The organism is Micromonospora sp. LOL_021 (assembly GCF_048060215.1).
Taxonomy (GTDB): Bacteria; Actinomycetota; Actinomycetes; order Mycobacteriales; family Micromonosporaceae; genus Micromonospora_E.
In genome coordinates this window covers 38,404-56,357 of sequence record NZ_JBHMIN010000013.1, presented here as the reverse complement: position 1 = coordinate 56,357, position 17,954 = coordinate 38,404, and the positions used below count along the sequence as shown (strand labels likewise).

Here is a 17,954-nt window from a genome sequence, read left to right as displayed (position 1 = left end):
GGCGGTCCCCGGGGACGGCGCGGCGGGTGGCGGTCAGTTCACCGAGAACCCGAGGAGGTAGCCACCCACGCCTCGACCGGACTGCACCCGGTACCGGTAGGCACCGGCGGGTCCGGAGAAGCTCAACCGGGTCACCGTGGCGCCGGCCCGGTCGCCCCAGGCGACGGTGCGCCAGCCGTCGGCGGTGAAGCGTTGCAGCGTAAGCCGGAAGGCCGCGCCGGCCGGTGCCTGCAGGCAGGCGGTGTGCCGGCCGGCACCGGCCCGGAAGAACCGTCCGTCCGGCTGGGTCTGTCGGCCACCGGCACGGGTCAGTTCGCCGTCACGCAGCACCGTGTGGCCGGCGCACGGACTCTGCGGCGGGTCCGCCGGCTGGGTGGGCGCCGCCGTCGGTACGGCGGTCGGCGCGCCGGTCGGCGGGGCCGCACCGTCCTCGGTGGTGACCAGGGTCAGGTTGTTGACCTGCAGGATCTCGGCCAGCGGCTGGAAGAAGGTGACGCCGCCGGTGCGGCAGTTGCCGGAGCCGCCCGAGGTGACGCCCTGCGCCTGGTCGCCGGAGAGCCAGGCACCGCCGGAGTCGCCGGGTTCGGCGCAGACGTCGGTACGGGTCAGCCCGCTGACCGCGCCCTCCGGGTAGTTGACCGTGACGTCCTTGGCCCGGATCACGCCGCACCGGGTTCCGGTGGTCGATCCGGAGCGGCAGATGCTGGCACCGACCGGCGCTTCCACGCTGCCGGCGACCGGCAGGTTGTTGCCGTTGAAGTCGTTGACCACCGGCTGCGGCGTCCAGTCGTCGTCGACCGCGACGAACGCCCAGTCGTCGCCGGGGAACGACGACGCCCGGAACACGCCCTGCGCCTGCTGATTGAACCCGGTGGTGGTGTCGCCGGGTCGGCCGCAGTGCCCGGCGGTGACGAAGCCGCCGACCACGGAGAAGCCGACCGAGCACCGGCCGCCGGCACCGATGAAGTAGGGGTCGCCGCCGCGTACGTCGAACAGCGGTACCGGTGCCTCGTCGGAGGCGTCCACCCGGACCGCGTCGGCCGGCACCCCGGCGGCGGCGGCGAAGTCGCGGGCGGCGGGCTGGGCGCCGGGCCGGGCGAGCAGCACCACGGTGTTGTCGGCCAGGTCGACGTACCAGCCGGCCAGGTCGGGGCTGGCGGCGTCGCCCACCCGGTCCAGGCGCTCCTTGACGCCGGTCAGCTGCTGCTGGTTGCGGGCCACCAGGCGGGCCTCGGCACCGGCGGCGCGGACCCGGTCCAGCTGGGCGGGGTCGGTCACCGCGACGACGAGGTCGGCGCCGTCGCGGCTGATCCACGCGCCCGCGTACGCCGCGTCGAGGTCGGCCCGCAGAACGTCGACGGTACGGGTGGCCCAGCGTTCGGTGGCCAGCCGGGTCCGGGCGTCCGCCGCGCTGACGCCGAGGTCGCGACGCAGCGCGGCGACGAGGTCGTCGTGCGCGGCGGACGGCTGGCCGTCGGTGCCGGCCGGCTGGCCGGTGGCGGTGCCGGGGTCGCCGTCGGTCGGGTCGTCGCCGGCCACGGCCGGCAGGGTCACCGCGGCGAGCAGCCCGACCGCGGCCACGGTGATCCCGGCGGTGACGATCCGTCGGCGTCGCATCCCGTACCTCCTCTGCGGCTGGCGTCGGGTAGACGCCGGCAGGTGGTACGGAGGACACCGGTCGATGGATCGACCCGTACGGATGCCGAATGTCACAGCCGGGTTGGTGAACCGCCCGGGGCCGCGCCGCGTACCAACTCTCGGCCGAGTCGGTGGGAGGCGGCCTCCACCCGCCTCCTACCGGCCGGCGAAGTCGCCTCGGTTGACCCCGCGCAGGAACCGCCGCCACTGCTGCGGGTCGACGTCCAGCCAGGGCCCGTCCGGCTCGGCCGAGTCGCGCAGCGCCACATCGCCGGAGGCGGTCACGGTGGCTTCCAGGCACGCGTTGGTGTCGCACCGGCTGCTCCGCCACCAGCCGCGACATGTCCGCATCATAGCTTTCCCCCGCTTCAGCCCTTATACCGATTATTCGGCATTTGCCGTGTTCAACGCGGCACCTGGCCCGGCCGATACGCGACCGGCACTCATCCGCCGACGGACGGGGCCTGCGCGGCCGGCAGATCGGCGGTCAACGCCGCAGCCCGCTCAGTGATCAACCGGGCCGAGGTCGCCTCGTCGTGCGCCGAGTCCCAGATGTGCGCGAAGTAGCCACGGTGCCGGCCGATCCGCTGCGCCGCGTGGACGATCTCGTCCAGCAGGATGCCCTCGCGGTAGAGCAGCGCGTTCTCCTCGTCGCCGAAGTCGAGCAGCGTGAACGGCGCCAGCATCGCCATGATCGCCGCGTCGGCGAACGGCACGATCCGCACCCGCACGTTCGGTCGCCGCGCCACCCGCAGCAGGGCGACGAACTGCCCGGCCATCACCCGCGGCCCGCCGATCGTGCGCCACAGCACCGACTCGTCCAGCACCAGGTGGAACTCCGGCGGATCGGGTCGGTCCAGCACCTGGTCACGGCGGCGCAGCCGGGCCTCGAGCCGCAGCGCCCGGTCGGCCTCCGGCAGCTCGCTGCGCCAGAAGTTCAACACAAACTCGCCGTACTCGCGGGTCTGCAACAGGCCCGGGATCAGCGTCGGCTGGAACACCCGGATGGCGCTGGCCTCGCCCTCCAACTGCAGCAACTGCAGCATCGCCGGAGTCAGGTGCTCCCGGTAGCGCGGCTCGTCCCACCAGCCCCGCAACCGGGAGGTACGGGCGTCGCGCAGCAGCCGCTCGGCCCGGTCGGCGTCCACCACGCCGTACAGCTCCAGCAGGGCCCGCAGATCGGTGGTGGAGACCGAGACGCTGCCCTTCTCGATCCGGTTGACCTTGGAGACCGACCAGTCCAGGGCGTCCGCCACCTTGCCCTGGGTCAGCCCGGCCGACTCCCGGGCGCGGCGCAGCGCGAGTCGGAGCCTGCGCCGCGCCGCCGCAGGGGACTCGCCGGAGCCGGGATCGCCAGGCACGCCAGCCTTCTCGTCACGACAGTGGGTAACTGTCCGACCAGTATGCCCGTCGGCCGGCCGCCCGGTCAGCCCCGGCGACGCTCAGGACGTCTTCAAACCTCCACCACGGTCGGCACGATCATCGGCCGACGCCGGTACGCGTCGTTGACCCAGCGGCCGACGATCCGCCGCACCACCTGCTGCAGCTGGTGCGGATCGGTGATGCCGTCGGCGGCGGCCCGACCCAACGCCTCGGTGATCAACGGAACCACCGCGTTGAACGCCTCCGGATCCTCGGAAAATCCCTTCGCCGACACGGTCGGCCCACCGACCACCTTGCCGGTCACCGAGTCGACCACCACGGTCGCCGCGATGAACCCGCCGTCGCCGAGGATCCGCCGCTCGGTCAGCAGCGACTCGCCGACATCGCCGACCGCGAGACCGTCCACGTAGACGTACCGGCTCTTGACGTGCCCGACCAGGGTGGCGTGCCCGTCCACCAGGTCGACGACGTCGCCGTCCTCGCAGAGCACCACCCGCTGCGGGTCGAGACCGGACTCGATGCCGAGCCGGGCGTGCGCCCGCAGGTGCCGCCACTCGCCGTGCACCGGCAGCAGGTTGCTCGGCCGCACCACGTTGAGCAGGTAGAGCAGCTCCCCCGCCGGCGCGTGCCCGGAGACGTGCACCTTGGCGGTCTCCTTGTGGATCACGGTCGCCCCGGCCCGGGCCAGCTGGTTGATCACCCGGTAGACCGAGGTCTCGTTGCCCGGCACCAGCGAACTGGCCAGCACCACGGTGTCGCCGGACGCGACGGTGATGTGCCGGTGGTCACCGGTCGCCATCCGACCCAACGCGCTCATCGGCTCGCCCTGCGACCCGGTGGACATCAGCACGATCCGGTCCGGCGGCAACGCCGTCGCCTCGTCCAGCCCGACCACCAGGCCGGGCGGGATCCGCAGCAGGCCGAGGTCCCGGGCGATGCCCATGTTGCGCACCATCGACCGGCCGATCAGCGCGACCTTGCGGTCGTACTCGTACGCCGAGTCGATCACCTGCTGCACCCGGTGCACGTGGGAGGCGAAGCTCGCCACGATGATCCGGCCGGTGGCCTTGCCGAAGATCGAGTCGAGCACCGGCCCGATGTCGCGTTCCGGGGTGACGAAGCCGGGGGTCTCGGCGTTGGTCGAGTCGGACAGCAGCAGGTCGACGCCTTCGGCACCGAGCCGGGCGAAGCCGGCCAGGTCGGTGATCCGCCCGTCCAGCGGCAGCTGGTCCATCTTGAAGTCGCCGGTGTGCAGCACCAGCCCGGCCGGGGTACGGATCGCCACCGCGAGCGCGTCCGGGATCGAGTGGTTCACCGCGAGGAACTCGCACTCGAACGGCCCGATCCGCTCCCGCTGACCCTCGCGTACGGTCAACGTGTACGGCTCGATCCGCCGCTCGGCCAGCTTCGCCTCGACCAGCGCCAGGGTGAACTGGGAGCCCACCAACGGGATGTCGGGCTTGTGGGCGAGCAGGTACGGCACCGCGCCGATGTGGTCCTCGTGACCGTGGGTCAGCACGATCGCCTGGACGTCGGCGAGCCGGTCCAGGATCGGGGCGAAGTCCGGCAGGATCAGGTCGACCCCGGGCTGCTCCACATCCGGGAAGAGCACCCCGCAGTCCACTACCAGCAGCTTGCCGTCGAACTCGAAGACCGTCATGTTGCGACCGATCGCGCCGAGACCGCCCAGCGGGATCACCCGCAGCCCGCCCGGCGGCAGCTGCGGCGGCAGGTCCAACTCCACGTGTGCCTGGCTCACGGCAGCTCCAGTCCGGCGTCGGCGCAGTCGGCCCGCAGCTGGTCCAGCTCGGCGTCGGTTGCCTCGACCAGTGGCGAACGCACCGGCCCGGCAGGTAGGTCGAGCACCCCGAGCGCCGCCTTGACCAGGATCGTGCCAGGGCTGCGGAAGATGCCGGTGAACAGTGGCAGCAACCGGCGGTGCAGGGCCAGCGCGGCGGCGTGCTCGCCGGCGACGTACGCCTCGATCATCTGCTTGGTCAACGCACCGGTCAGGTGGGTCGAGGTGCCGACCAGCCCGACCCCGCCGATCGCCAGCGTCGGCAGGGTGAGCGCGTCGTCGCCGCAGTAGAACGCCAGGTCGGTGCGGCCGGTCACCCAGGAGGTGGCGGCCAGGTCGCCCTTGGCGTCCTTGACCGCGACGATCCGCTCGTGCTCGCCGAGCCGCGCCAGGGTCTCACCGCTCATCGCGATGCCGGTGCGGTGCGGGATGTCGTACGCCATCACCGGCAGCCCGGTCGCGTCGGCGACCTCGGTGAAGTGCCGGACCACCCCGGCCTGTGGCGGCTTGTTGTAGTAGGGCGCAACCACCAGCAGCCCGTGCGCGCCGACCTTCTCGGCGGCGACCGCCAGCTCGACCGTGTGCCGGGTGTCGTTGGTGCCCACCCCGGCGACCACCTGGGCCCGGCCCTCGACCGCGTCGATGACGACCCGGAGCAGTTGCTCCTTCTCGGCGTCGGTGGTGGTCGGCGACTCGCCGGTGGTGCCGCTGATCACCAGGGCGTCGTTGGCCTGCTCGTCGACCAGGTAGCTGGCCAGCCGGGCGGCGCCGTCGAGGTCGAGCGAGCCGTCGTCGTTCATCGGGGTGACCATGGCGGTCAGAAGTCGCCCGAACGGGGTCGGCGTCCCCGCCCCGGGACCGGCTAGGTGGTGCTGCGTCATGAGGACAACCTATCGGACGGCCGCACCGCGTTCTCAGCGCTGGCGGTACGGGCGGGCGGCCTACTCCCCCTGCCGGGTGTACGGGCTCGCGGCGACCTCGCTGCCGTCGGGCAACCGGCTGATCTCGAAGTCGGCGAACACACTCGGCGCGACCCGCTGCAGCTGCCGCAGGCACTCCACCGCCAACTCGCGGATCTCGACGTCGGCGTGCTCGGTGGCCCGCATCCCGATGAAGTGCCGCCACGCCCGGTAGTTGCCGGTGACCACGATCCGGGTCTCGGTGGCGTTCGGCAGCACCGCCCGGGCCGCCTGGCGGGCCTGCTTGCGGCGCAGCGTCGGGTTGGGTTCGTCGGCGAACCGCTTCTCCAGACCCTCCAGCAGCTCGGTGTAGGCCCGCACGCTCGCCTCGGCGGCGGCGACGAACTGCTGGTGCAGCTCGGGATCCTCGGCGATCACCGCCGGCTCGACCATGGCGGCGTCGCGCTCCGGCACGTACCGCTGGGACAGCTGGGAGTAGGAGAAGTGCCGGTGCCGGATCAGCTCGTGGGTCAGCGACCGGGAGATCCCGGTCAGGTAGAACGTGACACTGCCGTGCTCCAGCACCGACAGGTGCCCGCTGTCCAGGATGTGCCGCAGGTAGCCGGCGTTGGTGGCGGTCGCCGGGTTGGGCTTGCGCCACGACTGGTAGCAGGCGCGACCGGCGAACTCGGCGAGGGCCTGACCGCCGTCGGCGTCGGTGGACCAGTCGACGTCGGCGGGCGGCTGGAACTGGGTCCAGGCGATCAGCGTGACCTGCGGCGACACGATTTCCGGCATTTCTCGGACTCTAGTTGCCGGCCGGCACCACGGGCAAACACGGCGTCCGCCGAGCCGGGGGCGGGGCCGCCGGGCAGGCCGCGGTGTCAGACGTAGAACCAGCTGAACGGCTCCCACGGCAGGTTGCGCAGCACCGCGAACGCCAGCCAGACGCCCAGCGACCAGCCGACCGCCGTCGGGCTGAACGACAGCTGCGGCAGCCGCCAGCGGAACAGCTGCTGCCCGGTCCAGGCCAGGTAGACGTAGAGCAGGAACGGAACGGCGAACACCAGCAGCAGGTGGTGCCGGGCGGCGGCGCCGAGATCACCGTTGAGCAGGTACCAGACCGCCCGGGTCCCGCCGCAGCCCGGGCAGTCCAGCCCGGTGGTCAGCTTCAGCAGGCAGCTGGGCGCCGCCTCCGCGCTGCTGGTCGTCGGATCGGTGATCACCGTGTAGCCGGCGGCCGCGCCGATGCAGCCGAGCACCGCCAGCGGGGCCAGCCAGCGCGGCGACCGTGCCCAAAGCCGGTTCACCAGGCGGGTGAATCGGTCCGGTTGGGCCTGCTGTTGGTACGCGTACTGCTGGTGATAGTGGGAGTGGGCGTCCGGGTAGGTACCGGCGTCGCCGGGCGGTGCCGGACCGTCACCGGCGGGCCGCTGCACCGCCACGCCGTCCTGAACCGCCATCCGTCACGCCTCCCTCGATGCCGATCGTCCCACCGTACACTGGCCGGTCCCGCCGGCTCAGCCAACGACCACACCCGCGCACCCGCCCGGTCAGCCAACGACCACACCGCGCGTACCGACGGCGTGCAACGCCCGGGTCAGCGGCCCGGCCAGGTCGCCGGCGGTCGGTGCCGCGACCTGCGACAGGCCGAGCCAGCCGGCCAGCCGGGTCAGCTCGCCGGCCAGGGCGGTCGCGGTCTGCTCCGGGTCGGTGGTGGCACCGGGCACCGGCCAGACGGCCGGCACCCGCAGCACCCCGGCGGCCCGATCCGCCTTGAGGTCGACCAGCGCGGTCAGCCGGTCGCCGTCGAGGAACGGCAGTACGTAGTAGCCGTGCACCCGCTGCGCGGCCGGTACGTAGATCTCGATCCGGTACCGCAGCCCGAACAGCCGCTCGGTGCGGGCCCGCTCCCAGACCACCGGATCGAACGGGCTGAGCAGCGTGGCGGCGCGGATCCAGCGCGGCAACCGGGCCTGGTGGTGCAGGTAGGCGGGCTGCGACCAGCCCTGCACCCGGACCGGGCGCAGGATGCCGTCGGCGACCAGGTCGGCGACGACCGGCCGGACCGCCGCCGCCGACAGCCGGAAGTAGTCACGCAGCTCCGGCTCGGCGGCCACGCCGAGGCAACGGGCGGCGATCTCGACCAGCTGCCGGTGCGCCTGCGCCTCGGTCGGCGTCGACGCGGCGACAACCCGGGGCGGCAGTACCCGCTCCGGCACGTCGTAGCGGCGGGCGAAAGTGCTGGTCCGCCCGGCGGAGCTGATCTCGCCGGCCCAGAACAGGTACTCCAGGGCGGTCTTCACCGCCGACCAGTTCCACCCCCAGTTGCCGCTCGGCCGCGTCGTGTCCTGCTCGACCTGTGCGGCGGTGACCGGGCCGTGCGCGCGAACCTCGGCCAGCACCCGGTCGACCAGCTCCGGCTGCTCGACGGCGATGCGTCGGATGCCGCCCCAGGCGTCGTCGCGGGCGCGGGCCATCCGCCAGCGCAGCGCCGGCTGCAGGTCGACCGGGATCAGCGACGCCTCGTGACCCCAGTACTCGAACAGCTCCCGGGGGGCGTGCCCGGCGGCCCGGTCCAGCAGGTCGGTCGGGTACGGGCCGAGCCGGCTGTACAGCGGCAGGTAGTGGGCACGCTGCAGGACGTTGACCGAGTCGATCTGGATCAGGCCGACCCGGTCCAGCACCCGGCGCAGGTGCCGACGGGTCGGCACCCCGGTCGGCGCGGGATCGGCGAAACCCTGGGCGGCCAGCGCGATCCGGCGGGCCTGGGCGAGCGAGAGACTGTCTGGTACGGGCATCGCCAGGCAAGCTACCGCCCCGGTACGACATCGACGGGAGGTGCCGGCTCACCCGGTTACCGGGCGCGGCCGATCTTCGGCCGATCGGGCCGTCCTCCGCCCGGCGATTCTCAGCGACCACACACGATCGCCAGGCATAGTGGAACGCTCACCGGTCGTCCTGGAGGTCTGCTTCGATGGGTCCCCTGCTCGCACTCCTGAGCCTGCTGCTGCTGGTCTTCCAGCTGCTGCTCATCGCCCGCGCGATTCTCGACTGGAGCACGGTGCTGGCCGGGCCGAGCCCGCGCGACTCGCTCCGCTCCCGCGTCACCTCCGCTCTGCACGCGGTCACCGAGCCGGTGCTCGCCCCGGTCCGGCGGGTGCTGCCGCCGTTACGCGTCGGCGGCACCGCCATCGACCTCTCCTTCATCGTCGTCTTCGTCGCCGTCGTGCTGATCCGAGCCCTGCTGCCGTGACCGGGGTCAGCGCTGCGCTGCCACCAGCAGCCGGCTGACCGTCTCGGCGACGCAGACCGGCCGGTCACCGGTGTCGGCGGTCACGGTCACCGACAGGACCGCCTGTACACCGCCGACGACCGGCTCGACCGAGGCGATGACAGCTTCGGCCCGTACGGCGGCTCCGGTGCGCACCGGAGCCGGGAACCGGACCCTGTCCAGCCCGTAGTTGATTCTCGTCCGCACCCCGTCCACCCGGTAGAGCCGGCGCATCAGGGCCGGGATCAGCGAGACGGTGAGAAGACCGTGGGCGACCGTGGTGCCGTACGGTCCGTCGACCGCCCGCTGCGGGTCGATGTGGATCCCCTGATGGTCGTCGGTGGCCTCGGCGAACCGGTCGACCCGGGCCTGGTCGACCGGGAACCAGTCCCCTGGTCCCAGCGATTCGCCCACGGCCCCGGCCAGATCGTCGACGGAGGCGAAGATTCTCATGCCGACAGTTTCCCAACGGTTCCCGACCGGGTGGACGCGCGGCGGGTGTCGGCCGGGCCCGGCCGACACCCGCCGGCGCTGCTGGACGTCGGTTGTGAAACAGGATAGAAATCCCCATATGCCAGAAGTCAGGCAGGAGACTCCGGAGGACGCCGAGGCGATCGCCGGGGTCCACGTGCGTGCGTGGCAGGCCGGCTACGCGGGCCTGATCCCGGCCGACGTGCTCGACCGGCTCAACGTCGCCGCCTGGGCGCAGCGCCGCCGCGACGTCGGCACCGCCGACCCGGACCAGCCGTTCCGTACCCTGGTCGTCACTGAAGGCGAAAAGATCGTCGGGTTCAGCACCTTCGGCCCGTACCGGATCGACCAGGACCGGGACCAGCTCGATCCGGCGTACGGCGAGATCGTCAGCATGTACGTCGACCCCGCCCACTGGGGCACCGGGGTCGGTCGGCTCCTGCTCACCGCATCGATCGCCGGGCTGACTGGGCAGGGCTGGCGCACAATGCGACTGTGGGTGCTCGACGGCAACCAGCGGGCCCGGCGGTTCTACCAGGCGGCCGGGCTGCGCCCGGACGGGGAACGCAGCGTCTACCAGGTGCCCCGCTCACCGGGGCAGACCCCGGTCGGGCTCGACGAGGTGCGCTACCTGGCCCGGATCGCCGGCGACCGGATCCTCACCCTAGCCGGTTGACCGGCGATCGGAAGAGTTCGTCATTGCGTGCTATGCGGGTGCCGGTGACTCACTTGGCTCCGAGCATGCCGGCCATGCGTCCGACACGTTACGGATCGGCGCTCTGGTGGAAGATCAAGCACCGGTGTCAACGGTGGCCGCGGCTTCGTCGAGCCTTGATAGCGACTGCCGTGCTAGACGGCGTCATGCGTCTTGCGCATGACGTGGTGCTGAAGAGGTCTTGGACGCCGAGGTCAGCTCGTTGCTGTGATGGACGGCATGACCATCGTCTTCGTGCACGGCGTCCCGGTGACATCGGCCGTGTGGACCCCTCTGATCGAGCAGCTACCAGATTCCCGGCGCCGGGACGCGGTCACGCTTTCGCCACCTGGCTTCGGCGCTACTCTGCCGGCCGGCTTCGGCGCCACCTTCGTGGAGTACCGTGACTGGCTCATCGGAGAGCTGATCCAGTTGCAGGGCCGGTCGCAGAGTCCCATGGACCTGGTCGGTCACGACTTCGGCGGCGGCTACGTCCTGGAGGTGGCGATGTCCCGCCCTGACCTGGTGCGCAGCTGGGTCAGCGACACCATCGGGGGCTACGAACCGGACTTCACCTGGCATGAGATCGCCAAGGTCTGGCAGACCCCGGGTGAGGGGGAGCGTCACCTCGAAGCGACCTTCGCCGGCGACGTGGCCGAGCGTACCGCTCGGATGATCGAGTGGGGCATCCCGGCTTCAGCGGCCGAGGAGGTCGCCGCAGGGCAGGGGCCGCAGATGGCCCGGGCGATCCTGGCGTTGTACCGATCCGTTCCTGAGGGCACCCTGGTCGAACGCGGCCACAACCTGCCCGCAGCCGCCGCCCGGCCCGGCCTGGTCCCGGTGGCCATCGACGACCTCACCGCTGGCAGCGTGGCCCTGCGCCACCGCGCGGCTGAGCGTGCCGGCGCCCAAACCGTGGACCTGGACGGGCTCGGTCACTGGTGGATGCTGCAGGACCCGAACCGGTCGGCCGCAATGCTGACGGGCTTCTGGGACCGCCTGTGACCACCTCATCCCATGCAGGGGACCTGCGACACCGCCGGCAGCCGCAGCCGACCACCCCACCCACCACCCCCCGATGACCCGTGCGCAGCATCGAGGTGACGCTGACGCACGTCATCTTCGCGTCTTGACGTGCGTCAGCGTCACCTCGATGTGATCGGTCGACCGGCGGCCGGTACCGGCCAGCGGGCGGACGGGTCCAGCTGGCGCACCGGCAGGAACAGCAGGAGCCCCAGGCTCACCCACACGTACGCGTTGCTGCCGACGAAGCCGGCCACGTTGGCGGCGTCGGACTCGCGCCAGATCCACACCAGCCGGCTGATCAGCAACAGGTAGCCGACCGTGGCGGAGCCGAGCAACGCCCGGCGCCGCCGGCTGCCCCGCGACGCGGCCAGCCCGTTGTCCACCAGCAGGATCAGCGCCGGCAGCAACCACACCAGGTGGTGCACCCAGGTGACCGGGCTGACCAGGCAGCCGACCACGCCGGTCAACGCCAGCCCGGTCGCCTCGTCACCGGCTGCGACCGCGCGGCGGCACCGCCACGCCCACCAGATCAACGTGACCAGCACCAGCACCAGCCAGGCGACGGTACTCGGATGCAGCGGATCGATCCGGGCGACGACCCCGCGCAGCGACTGGTTGGAGACAAAGTCCAGCGCACCGACCCGGTCGGTGTTCCACAACGCCTGCGTCCAGAACTCCCGGGACGCGTCCGGGGCGACCGCCGCCGCGACCAGGGTCGCCACGGTCGCCGTACCGGCGGCGGTTACCGCCGCCCGCCACCGCCGGGTGACCAGCAGGTAGACGATGAAGATGCCGGGGGTCAGCTTGATCGCCGTCGCCAGGCCGACCCCGACGCCGGCGAACCGGCGCCAGCGCGCTGGCACCGGCGACCCGGCCGCGACCAGCCACAGCAGATCGGCCGCGACCAGGACCAGCAGCAGCGTGTTGACCTGGCCGAAGTTCACCGTCTCACGCATCGGCTCGTACGCGGCCACCAGGCAGACGGCGACCGCGAAGGCGAACCAGCGGGTCCAGCCCTCGCGGCGGGAGATCGGGTCGACCAGCCACCACAGCACCAGCGCGCTGGTCACCACGGCGAGCGTCACGCTCACCACGATCGCCAGATGCCACGGCAGGACCGCCATCGGCGACATCACCAGCGCGGCGAACGGCGGGTAGGTGAACCCGTACTGGCTGAACGGCTTCATGTGGTCGTAGAGCTGGCCGCCGTCACGCAGCCAGTGGTGCATCGCGCCGTAGTAGACCTTGAGGTCGAAGAAGCCGTGCCGTTCGGCGGCGACGGCGAGGAAGGCCGCGACGACGACCGCGAGCACCGCGACGATCGCCACCCGCCGACCGGTACCTTCGGCGGCCCGCTGCGGCATGGCCGCCCCCCTGTCCGTACGCTGACCACTCATGGCGCTCGGATATGTCCGTCCTGCCCGACCGGGCGATGCTGGTGAGATCGCCCGCATCCAGTTGACCACCTGGCGGGTCGCCTACCGGCGGCTGCTGCCCCGGCAGGTGCTCGACGAGGTGGACGAGGACTGGCTGGCGCAGCGGTGGGACGCCGCGATCAACGATCCGCCGTCGCAGCGGCACCGGGTGCTGGTCGCCGTCGAGCAGGCCGAGCAATCCTATCTGGTGGGCTTCACCGCGTCCGGCCCGCCCGACGAGCAGGCCCTGGCCCCCGAGGAACCGGCCGAGGCGCTCGGTGACCGGGTCGCCGCCGTCACCGACCTGCTGGTCGAGCCACGCTGGGGCCGGCGGGGACACGGCAGCCGACTGCTCGCCGCCGCCGTGGACCTGTGGCGCACCGACGGTTTCGACACCGCGCTCGCCTGGGCGTACGAACGGGACCCGGCGACGCGCAAGTTCCTCGGCTCGGCCGGCTGGGAGCCGGACGGCGCGACGCGGGCGTTGGACGTGGCCGACATGCTGGTGCCGCAGCTGCGGCTACACGTGGCGGTCCCACCGGCCGCCGAGGAGCAGTGACCCGGCCTGCCGCACGCCCCGGCAGCAGGATCCGGTAGGGCTCAGTCGAGCAGGCTGTCCAGCCCGACGGTCAACCCGGGGCGGCTCGTGACCGCCCGTACCGCCAGTAGCACCCCGGGCATGAACGACGCCCGGTCGTAGGAGTCATGCCGGATCGTCAGGGTCTCCCCCGCCGTGCCGAACAGCACCTCCTGGTGCGCGACCAGGCCGGCCGCCCGTACCGAGTGCACCCGGATCCCGTCGATGTCCGCGCCCCGCGCACCCGGCACCTCGGCGGTGGTGGCGTCCGGCATCGCGGCCGACCCGGCGGCGGCCCGGGCCGCCGCGATCACCCGCGCGGTGTGCCCGGCGGTGCCGCTGGGCGCGTCCACCTTCGCCGGGTGGTGCTGCTCGATGATCTCCACGGATTCGAAGTGCCGTGCCGCCTTCGCCGCGAACTGCATCATCAGCACCGCGCCGATGCCGAAGTTGGGGGCGATCACCACGCCGACCTCGGGCCTGTCGGACAGCCAGGAGCGGACCAGGTCGAGGCGCTGATCGGTGAACCCGCTGGTCCCCACGACCACGTTGATCCCCTGGTCGATGCACCAGCGCAGGTTGTCCAGCACCGCGTCGGGGTTGGTGAAGTCGACGACCACCTCGGCGGCGGCGTCCGAGGCGTCGCTCAGCCGGTCGCCCTCGTCGATCGTGGCGACGAGGGCGAGTCCGTCGGCCCCTTCGACCGCCCGGCAGACCTGCACGCCCATCCGGCCGCGGGCCCCGAGCACGCCGACCCGGACCGGTGCGGCGGACGACCGGGCGGCCACCCCGGACCCGTCCGGGGAAACTGTCACATTCGTACCGTCTTCGCTCACCGGCACAACCTATCCCACCGGCGGGGACGGCCCGCCGGCCAACGTCGCGGACTCCACCGGGCCGATCACCGCCAGGGACATCGGCCGGGTGAGCAGCTCGGCCGCTACCGCGCCGACCTGTTCGGCGGTCACCGCCGCCACCCGCCCGAGCAGTTGGTCCACGGTCAACTGCTCGCCGTAGAGCAGCTCCCCCTTGGCCAGCCGGCCCATCCGGGACCCGGTGTCCTCCAGCCCCAGCACGTACCCGCCCCGGCTCATGCCCTTGCCCCGGGCCAGCTCGTCGGGGCTCAGCCCGTGCTCGACGACCGCCGCCAGCTCCGCCCGGACCAGCTCCAGCACCTCGTCGACCCGGCTCGGCGCACAACCGGCGTAGACGGCGAACATCCCGCCGTCGGCGTACTGACTGGCGTACGAGTAGACCGAGTAGGCGAGCCCCCGGCGTTCCCGTACCTCCTGGAACAGCCGGCTGGACATCCCGCCGCCGAGGACGTTGTTCAGCACGCCGAGCGCGAACCGGCGGTCGTCGCCGCGGCTGATACCCGGGCCGCCGAGCACCAGATGGGCCTGCTCGGTCTCCTTGCGGCGCAGCGTCACCCGGGGTCGGCGGGTGCGTACCGCCGGAGTGGCCGGGCGCAGCGGCGCCGGAGCACCGGGCCGTTCGGCGTCCAACGGGCTGCCCCGCAGCGCGGCCCGTACCTGACGGACCACCGCCCGGTGGTCGAGGTTGCCGGCGGCGGCGATCACCATCGCCCCCGGCGTGTAGCGACGCCGGTAGAAGTCGTGGATCTGCCGGCGGGTCAACGCCGAGATCGTCGCCTCGGTGCCGGAGATCAACCGGCCGAGCGGGTGCGGCCCGAAGACGGCCTCGGCGAGCAGGTCGTGAACCTCGTCGTCGGGCTCGTCGTCGTGCATGGCGATCTCTTCGAGGATCACGCCACGTTCGGTCTCCACGTCGGCCGGGTCGATCACCGAGTTGGCCACCAGGTCACAGACGACGTCGACGGCCAGCGGCAGGTCCTCGTCGAGCACCCGGGCGTAGTAGCAGGTGTACTCCTTGGTGGTGAACGCGTTGGTCTCGCCACCGACGGCCTCGATCTGCGACGAGATGTCCCACGCGGTACGCCGCTGCGTCCCCTTGAACAGCAGGTGTTCCAGGAAGTGCGAGGCCCCGGAGCGGGCCGGGGTCTCGTCGCGCGAGCCGACCCCGACCCACACGCCGAACGACACGCTGCGCATCGCCGGAATCGCCTCGGTGATCACCCGCAGCCCGTTGGGCAGGACGGTACGGCGTACCGTGCCGCCCAACGGGTCAGCGGTGAGTGTCCGGGTCACCGGCCGGGACAGGCCCCGGCCGGTGACCGGTTCGGTCCTGGCCATCTCGGCCGGCGTCAGCTGTGCCGGTTACGTCGGCGGCGCTCGCCGCCCTCGCCGCCGTCGCCCCGGCTGGGGCCCCGGTCGGCACGGTCGCGGTCACCACGGTCACGCGGCCCGCGGTCGCCACGGTCGCGGCCACCGGGACGCTCGCCGCCGTCGGACGCGGCCGGCGCCTCGGCACCCTCCGGACGGACCTTGTCCAGGTAGATCTTGCCGCGGGCGTCGATGTCGGCGATCTGCACCTCAACCTTGTCGCCGACGTTGAGGTGGTCCTCGACCCGCTCGACCCGCTTGCCGTCGCCCACCTTGGAGATGTGCAGCAGTCCGTCGCGGCCGGGCAGCAGCGAGATGAACGCACCGAACGCGGCGGTCTTGACGACCGTGCCGAGGAACTTGTCGCCGGCCTTGGGCAGCGTCGGGTTGGCGATCGCGTTGATCCGCTCGACGGCGGCCTCGGCGGCCGGCCCGTTGGTGGCGCCGACGTAGATGGTGCCGTCGTCCTCGATCGAGATGTCCGCGCCGGTCTCGTCCTGGATCGCGTTGATGGTCTGGCCCTTCGGGCCGATCACCATGCCGATCTTGTCGACCGGGATCTTCACCGTGGTCACCCGGGGGGCGTGCTCGCTCATCGCGGCCGGGCCCTCGATCGCCTGGCGCATGACCTCCAGGATCGTCATCCGGGCCTCGCGGGCCTGCTGCAGGGCACCGGCGAGGACGTCCGACGGGATGCCGTCGAGCTTGGTGTCGAGCTGCAGCGCGGTGACGAACTCGGGAGTGCCGGCCACCTTGAAGTCCATGTCACCGAACGCGTCCTCGGCACCGAGGATGTCGGTCAGCGTGACGTAGCGGGTCTGCCCGTCGACCTCGTCGGAGATGAGCCCCATCGCGATCCCGGCCACCGGGGCCTTCAGCGGCACCCCGGCCGACAGCAGCGCCAGCGTCGAGGCACAGACCGAGCCCATGCTGGTCGAGCCGTTGGAGCCGAGCGCCTCGGAGACCTGACGGATCGCGTACGGGAACTCCTCGCGGGTCGGCAGCACCGGCACCAGGGCCCGCTCGGCGAGCGCGCCGTGGCCGATCTCCCGCCGCTTCGGCGAACCGACCCGGCCGGTCTCGCCGGTGGAGTACGGCGGGAAGTTGTAGTTGTGCATGTAGCGCTTGGACTTCTCCGGGGAGAGGGTGTCCAGCGTCTGCTCCAGCCGGAGCATGTTCAGCGTGCTGACCCCGAGGATCTGGGTCTCGCCGCGCTCGAACAGCGCCGAGCCGTGCACCCGGGGCAGCACCCCGACCTCGGCGGTGAGCGGACGGATGTCGCGTGGGCCGCGGCCGTCGATGCGTACCTGCTCGCGCAGCACCCGGGCCCGGACCTCGGACTTGGTCAACGACCGGAAGGCCGCGCTGATCTCCTTCTCCCGGCCCTCGAACCGCTCGCCGAGCTCACCGGCGACCTTGTCCTTGATCCGGTCCAGCGCGTCCTCACGCTCCGCCTTCGAGGCGATCTTCAACGCCTCGGCGACCTCGTCGCGGCCGGCGGCCACGACCGCGTCGTAGACGTCGTCACCGTAGTCGAGGAAGACCGGGAACTCGGCGATCGGCTTCGCCGCCACCTCGGCCAACTCGCTCTGCGCCCGGCACAGCTCGCGGATGGTCGGCTTGGCCGCCTCCAGCCCGCTGGCCACCACGTCCTCGGTGGGGGCGGTGGCGCCACCGGCGATCAGCCCGACCGCGTGCGGGGTGGCCTCGGCCTCGACCATCATGATCGCCACGTCGCCGTCCGGCAGGGCCCGGCCGGCGACCACCATGTCGAAGGTGGCCCGGGACAGTTCGTCCAGGGTCGGGAAGGCCACCCACGCGCCGTCGACGTGGGCGACACGGGTCGCCCCGATCGGCCCGGAGAACGGCAGGCCGGACAGCTTGGTGGACATCGACGCCGCGTTGATCGCGATCACGTCGTACGGGTGGGCCGGGTCCAGCGCCAGCACGGTGGCGACCACCTGGACCTCGTTGCGCAGGCCCTTGGCGAACGTCGGACGCAGCGGCCGGTCGGTCAGCCGGCAGGTGAGGATCGCTTCCTCACTGGGCCGGCCCTCGCGGCGGAAGAACGAGCCGGGGATTCGCCCGGCGGCGTACATCCGCTCTTCGACGTCGACGGTGAGGGGGAAGAAGTCGAGGTGCTCACGCGGCTGCTTGCTGGCGGTGGTCGCGGAGAGCACCACGGTGTCGCCCAGCTGGGCGATCACCGAGCCGGCGGCCTGGCGGGCCAGCCGCCCGGCGGAGAAGGTGACCTCGCGGGTGCCGAAGGCTCCGTTGTCGATCACGGCGGTACTGCGTTGGGTGCCGAGATTGTGCTGCTCGGTCATAATCGGGTCGCGCTCCTTTACGCGTCGTGGGGCCACGACCTCGGGGAGCTGCTCAACCGGCCGGTCATCGATCGAAGCGCCCGGGGGAGCCGGCGTGATGGCCGGCTGGCCCGGGGGCCACTACCGAGGACCGGTACGTTGACCGGCTCCCTTCGACGGGTGGGGTCGTGGTGCCCGGTATCGAATGGTGGTGGTGTGGCGCGGCGGGG

General features: G+C 72.2%; 17 protein-coding genes. 4 read left to right on the top strand and 13 right to left on the bottom strand.

The window, feature by feature from the left end; all coding sequences use genetic code 11:
- Positions 1-33 precede the first annotated feature (33 nt).
- From ACFHWT_RS11440 to ACFHWT_RS11405, 8 genes are all read right to left on the bottom strand, one after another.
- Entirely contained in the window at positions 34-1,617 is a 1,584-nt protein-coding gene (locus ACFHWT_RS11440; protein WP_416594579.1) for a S1 family peptidase, read from the bottom strand.
- Positions 1,618-1,794: 177 nt separating this feature from the next.
- Positions 1,795-1,989, bottom strand: coding sequence for a DUF397 domain-containing protein (locus ACFHWT_RS11435; RefSeq protein ID WP_416594578.1), 195 nt, complete (start codon positions 1,987-1,989; stop codon positions 1,795-1,797).
- Between the two features lie 92 nt (positions 1,990-2,081).
- Positions 2,082-2,999 (bottom strand): helix-turn-helix domain-containing protein, encoded by a 918-nt coding sequence (locus ACFHWT_RS11430; RefSeq protein WP_416594577.1) that lies wholly within the window; start codon positions 2,997-2,999, stop codon positions 2,082-2,084.
- 92 nt (positions 3,000-3,091) lie between these two features.
- Positions 3,092-4,780, bottom strand: a complete 1,689-nt coding sequence (locus ACFHWT_RS11425; protein WP_416594576.1) for a ribonuclease J — start codon at positions 4,778-4,780, stop codon at positions 3,092-3,094.
- On the bottom strand, positions 4,777-5,700 hold the full coding sequence (dapA, locus tag ACFHWT_RS11420) for a 4-hydroxy-tetrahydrodipicolinate synthase (RefSeq protein WP_416594575.1): 924 nt from the start codon (positions 5,698-5,700) through the stop codon (positions 4,777-4,779). The genes ACFHWT_RS11425 and dapA overlap by 4 nt, the downstream gene beginning before the upstream one ends.
- A gap of 60 nt (positions 5,701-5,760) precedes the next feature.
- Positions 5,761-6,516 carry an FAD-dependent thymidylate synthase gene (gene thyX / locus ACFHWT_RS11415; RefSeq protein WP_199757484.1) on the bottom strand — a complete coding sequence of 252 codons (756 nt, stop codon included), beginning with the start codon at positions 6,514-6,516 and terminating at the stop codon, positions 5,761-5,763.
- 86 nt (positions 6,517-6,602) lie between these two features.
- On the bottom strand, positions 6,603-7,181 hold the full coding sequence (locus ACFHWT_RS11410; protein ID WP_416594574.1) for a DUF2752 domain-containing protein: 579 nt from the start codon (positions 7,179-7,181) through the stop codon (positions 6,603-6,605).
- Positions 7,182-7,271: 90 nt separating this feature from the next.
- Positions 7,272-8,519 (bottom strand): winged helix-turn-helix domain-containing protein, encoded by a 1,248-nt coding sequence (locus ACFHWT_RS11405; protein WP_416594573.1) that lies wholly within the window; start codon positions 8,517-8,519, stop codon positions 7,272-7,274.
- Positions 8,520-8,695: 176 nt separating this feature from the next.
- Between ACFHWT_RS11405 and ACFHWT_RS11400 the strand changes: the two genes are divergently transcribed.
- Positions 8,696-8,974, top strand: a complete 279-nt coding sequence (locus tag ACFHWT_RS11400) for a YggT family protein (RefSeq protein WP_416594572.1) — start codon at positions 8,696-8,698, stop codon at positions 8,972-8,974.
- 6 nt (positions 8,975-8,980) lie between these two features.
- On the opposite strand, the gene ACFHWT_RS11395 is transcribed toward ACFHWT_RS11400, so the two are convergent.
- Positions 8,981-9,445: a MaoC family dehydratase gene (locus ACFHWT_RS11395; RefSeq protein ID WP_416594571.1), complete on the bottom strand. Its 465-nt coding sequence runs from the start codon at positions 9,443-9,445 to the stop codon at positions 8,981-8,983.
- A 118-nt stretch (positions 9,446-9,563) separates the two neighbouring features.
- On the opposite strand from ACFHWT_RS11395, the gene ACFHWT_RS11390 reads away from it, so the two are divergent.
- Together ACFHWT_RS11390 and ACFHWT_RS11385 are read left to right on the top strand one after the other, a co-directional pair.
- Entirely contained in the window at positions 9,564-10,139 is a 576-nt protein-coding gene (locus ACFHWT_RS11390; protein WP_416594570.1) for a GNAT family N-acetyltransferase, read from the top strand.
- A gap of 258 nt (positions 10,140-10,397) precedes the next feature.
- Positions 10,398-11,162 carry an alpha/beta fold hydrolase gene (locus ACFHWT_RS11385; protein ID WP_416594569.1) on the top strand — a complete coding sequence of 255 codons (765 nt, stop codon included), beginning with the start codon at positions 10,398-10,400 and terminating at the stop codon, positions 11,160-11,162.
- A gap of 140 nt (positions 11,163-11,302) precedes the next feature.
- Here ACFHWT_RS11385 and ACFHWT_RS11380 read toward each other — a convergent pair whose 3' ends face one another.
- The gene (locus ACFHWT_RS11380; protein WP_416594568.1) at positions 11,303-12,547 is read right to left on the bottom strand and encodes a glycosyltransferase 87 family protein; all 1,245 of its coding nucleotides are present in this window, start codon (positions 12,545-12,547) and stop codon (positions 11,303-11,305) included.
- Between the two features lie 31 nt (positions 12,548-12,578).
- On the opposite strand from ACFHWT_RS11380, the gene ACFHWT_RS11375 reads away from it, so the two are divergent.
- Positions 12,579-13,157, top strand: coding sequence for a GNAT family N-acetyltransferase (locus ACFHWT_RS11375; RefSeq protein WP_416594567.1), 579 nt, complete (start codon positions 12,579-12,581; stop codon positions 13,155-13,157).
- 41 nt (positions 13,158-13,198) lie between these two features.
- Here the strand turns inward: ACFHWT_RS11375 and dapB are convergent, their stop codons facing one another.
- From dapB to ACFHWT_RS11360, 3 genes are read right to left on the bottom strand one after another with little or no spacing between them, the layout of a single operon-like run.
- Positions 13,199-13,963 carry a 4-hydroxy-tetrahydrodipicolinate reductase gene (dapB, locus tag ACFHWT_RS11370; protein WP_416594633.1) on the bottom strand — a complete coding sequence of 255 codons (765 nt, stop codon included), beginning with the start codon at positions 13,961-13,963 and terminating at the stop codon, positions 13,199-13,201.
- A gap of 57 nt (positions 13,964-14,020) precedes the next feature.
- Entirely contained in the window at positions 14,021-15,388 is a 1,368-nt protein-coding gene (locus tag ACFHWT_RS11365; protein WP_416594566.1) for a M16 family metallopeptidase, read from the bottom strand.
- 11 nt (positions 15,389-15,399) lie between these two features.
- Positions 15,400-17,745: a polyribonucleotide nucleotidyltransferase gene (locus tag ACFHWT_RS11360; protein ID WP_416594565.1), complete on the bottom strand. Its 2,346-nt coding sequence runs from the start codon at positions 17,743-17,745 to the stop codon at positions 15,400-15,402.
- Positions 17,746-17,954: the final 209 nt, after the last annotated feature.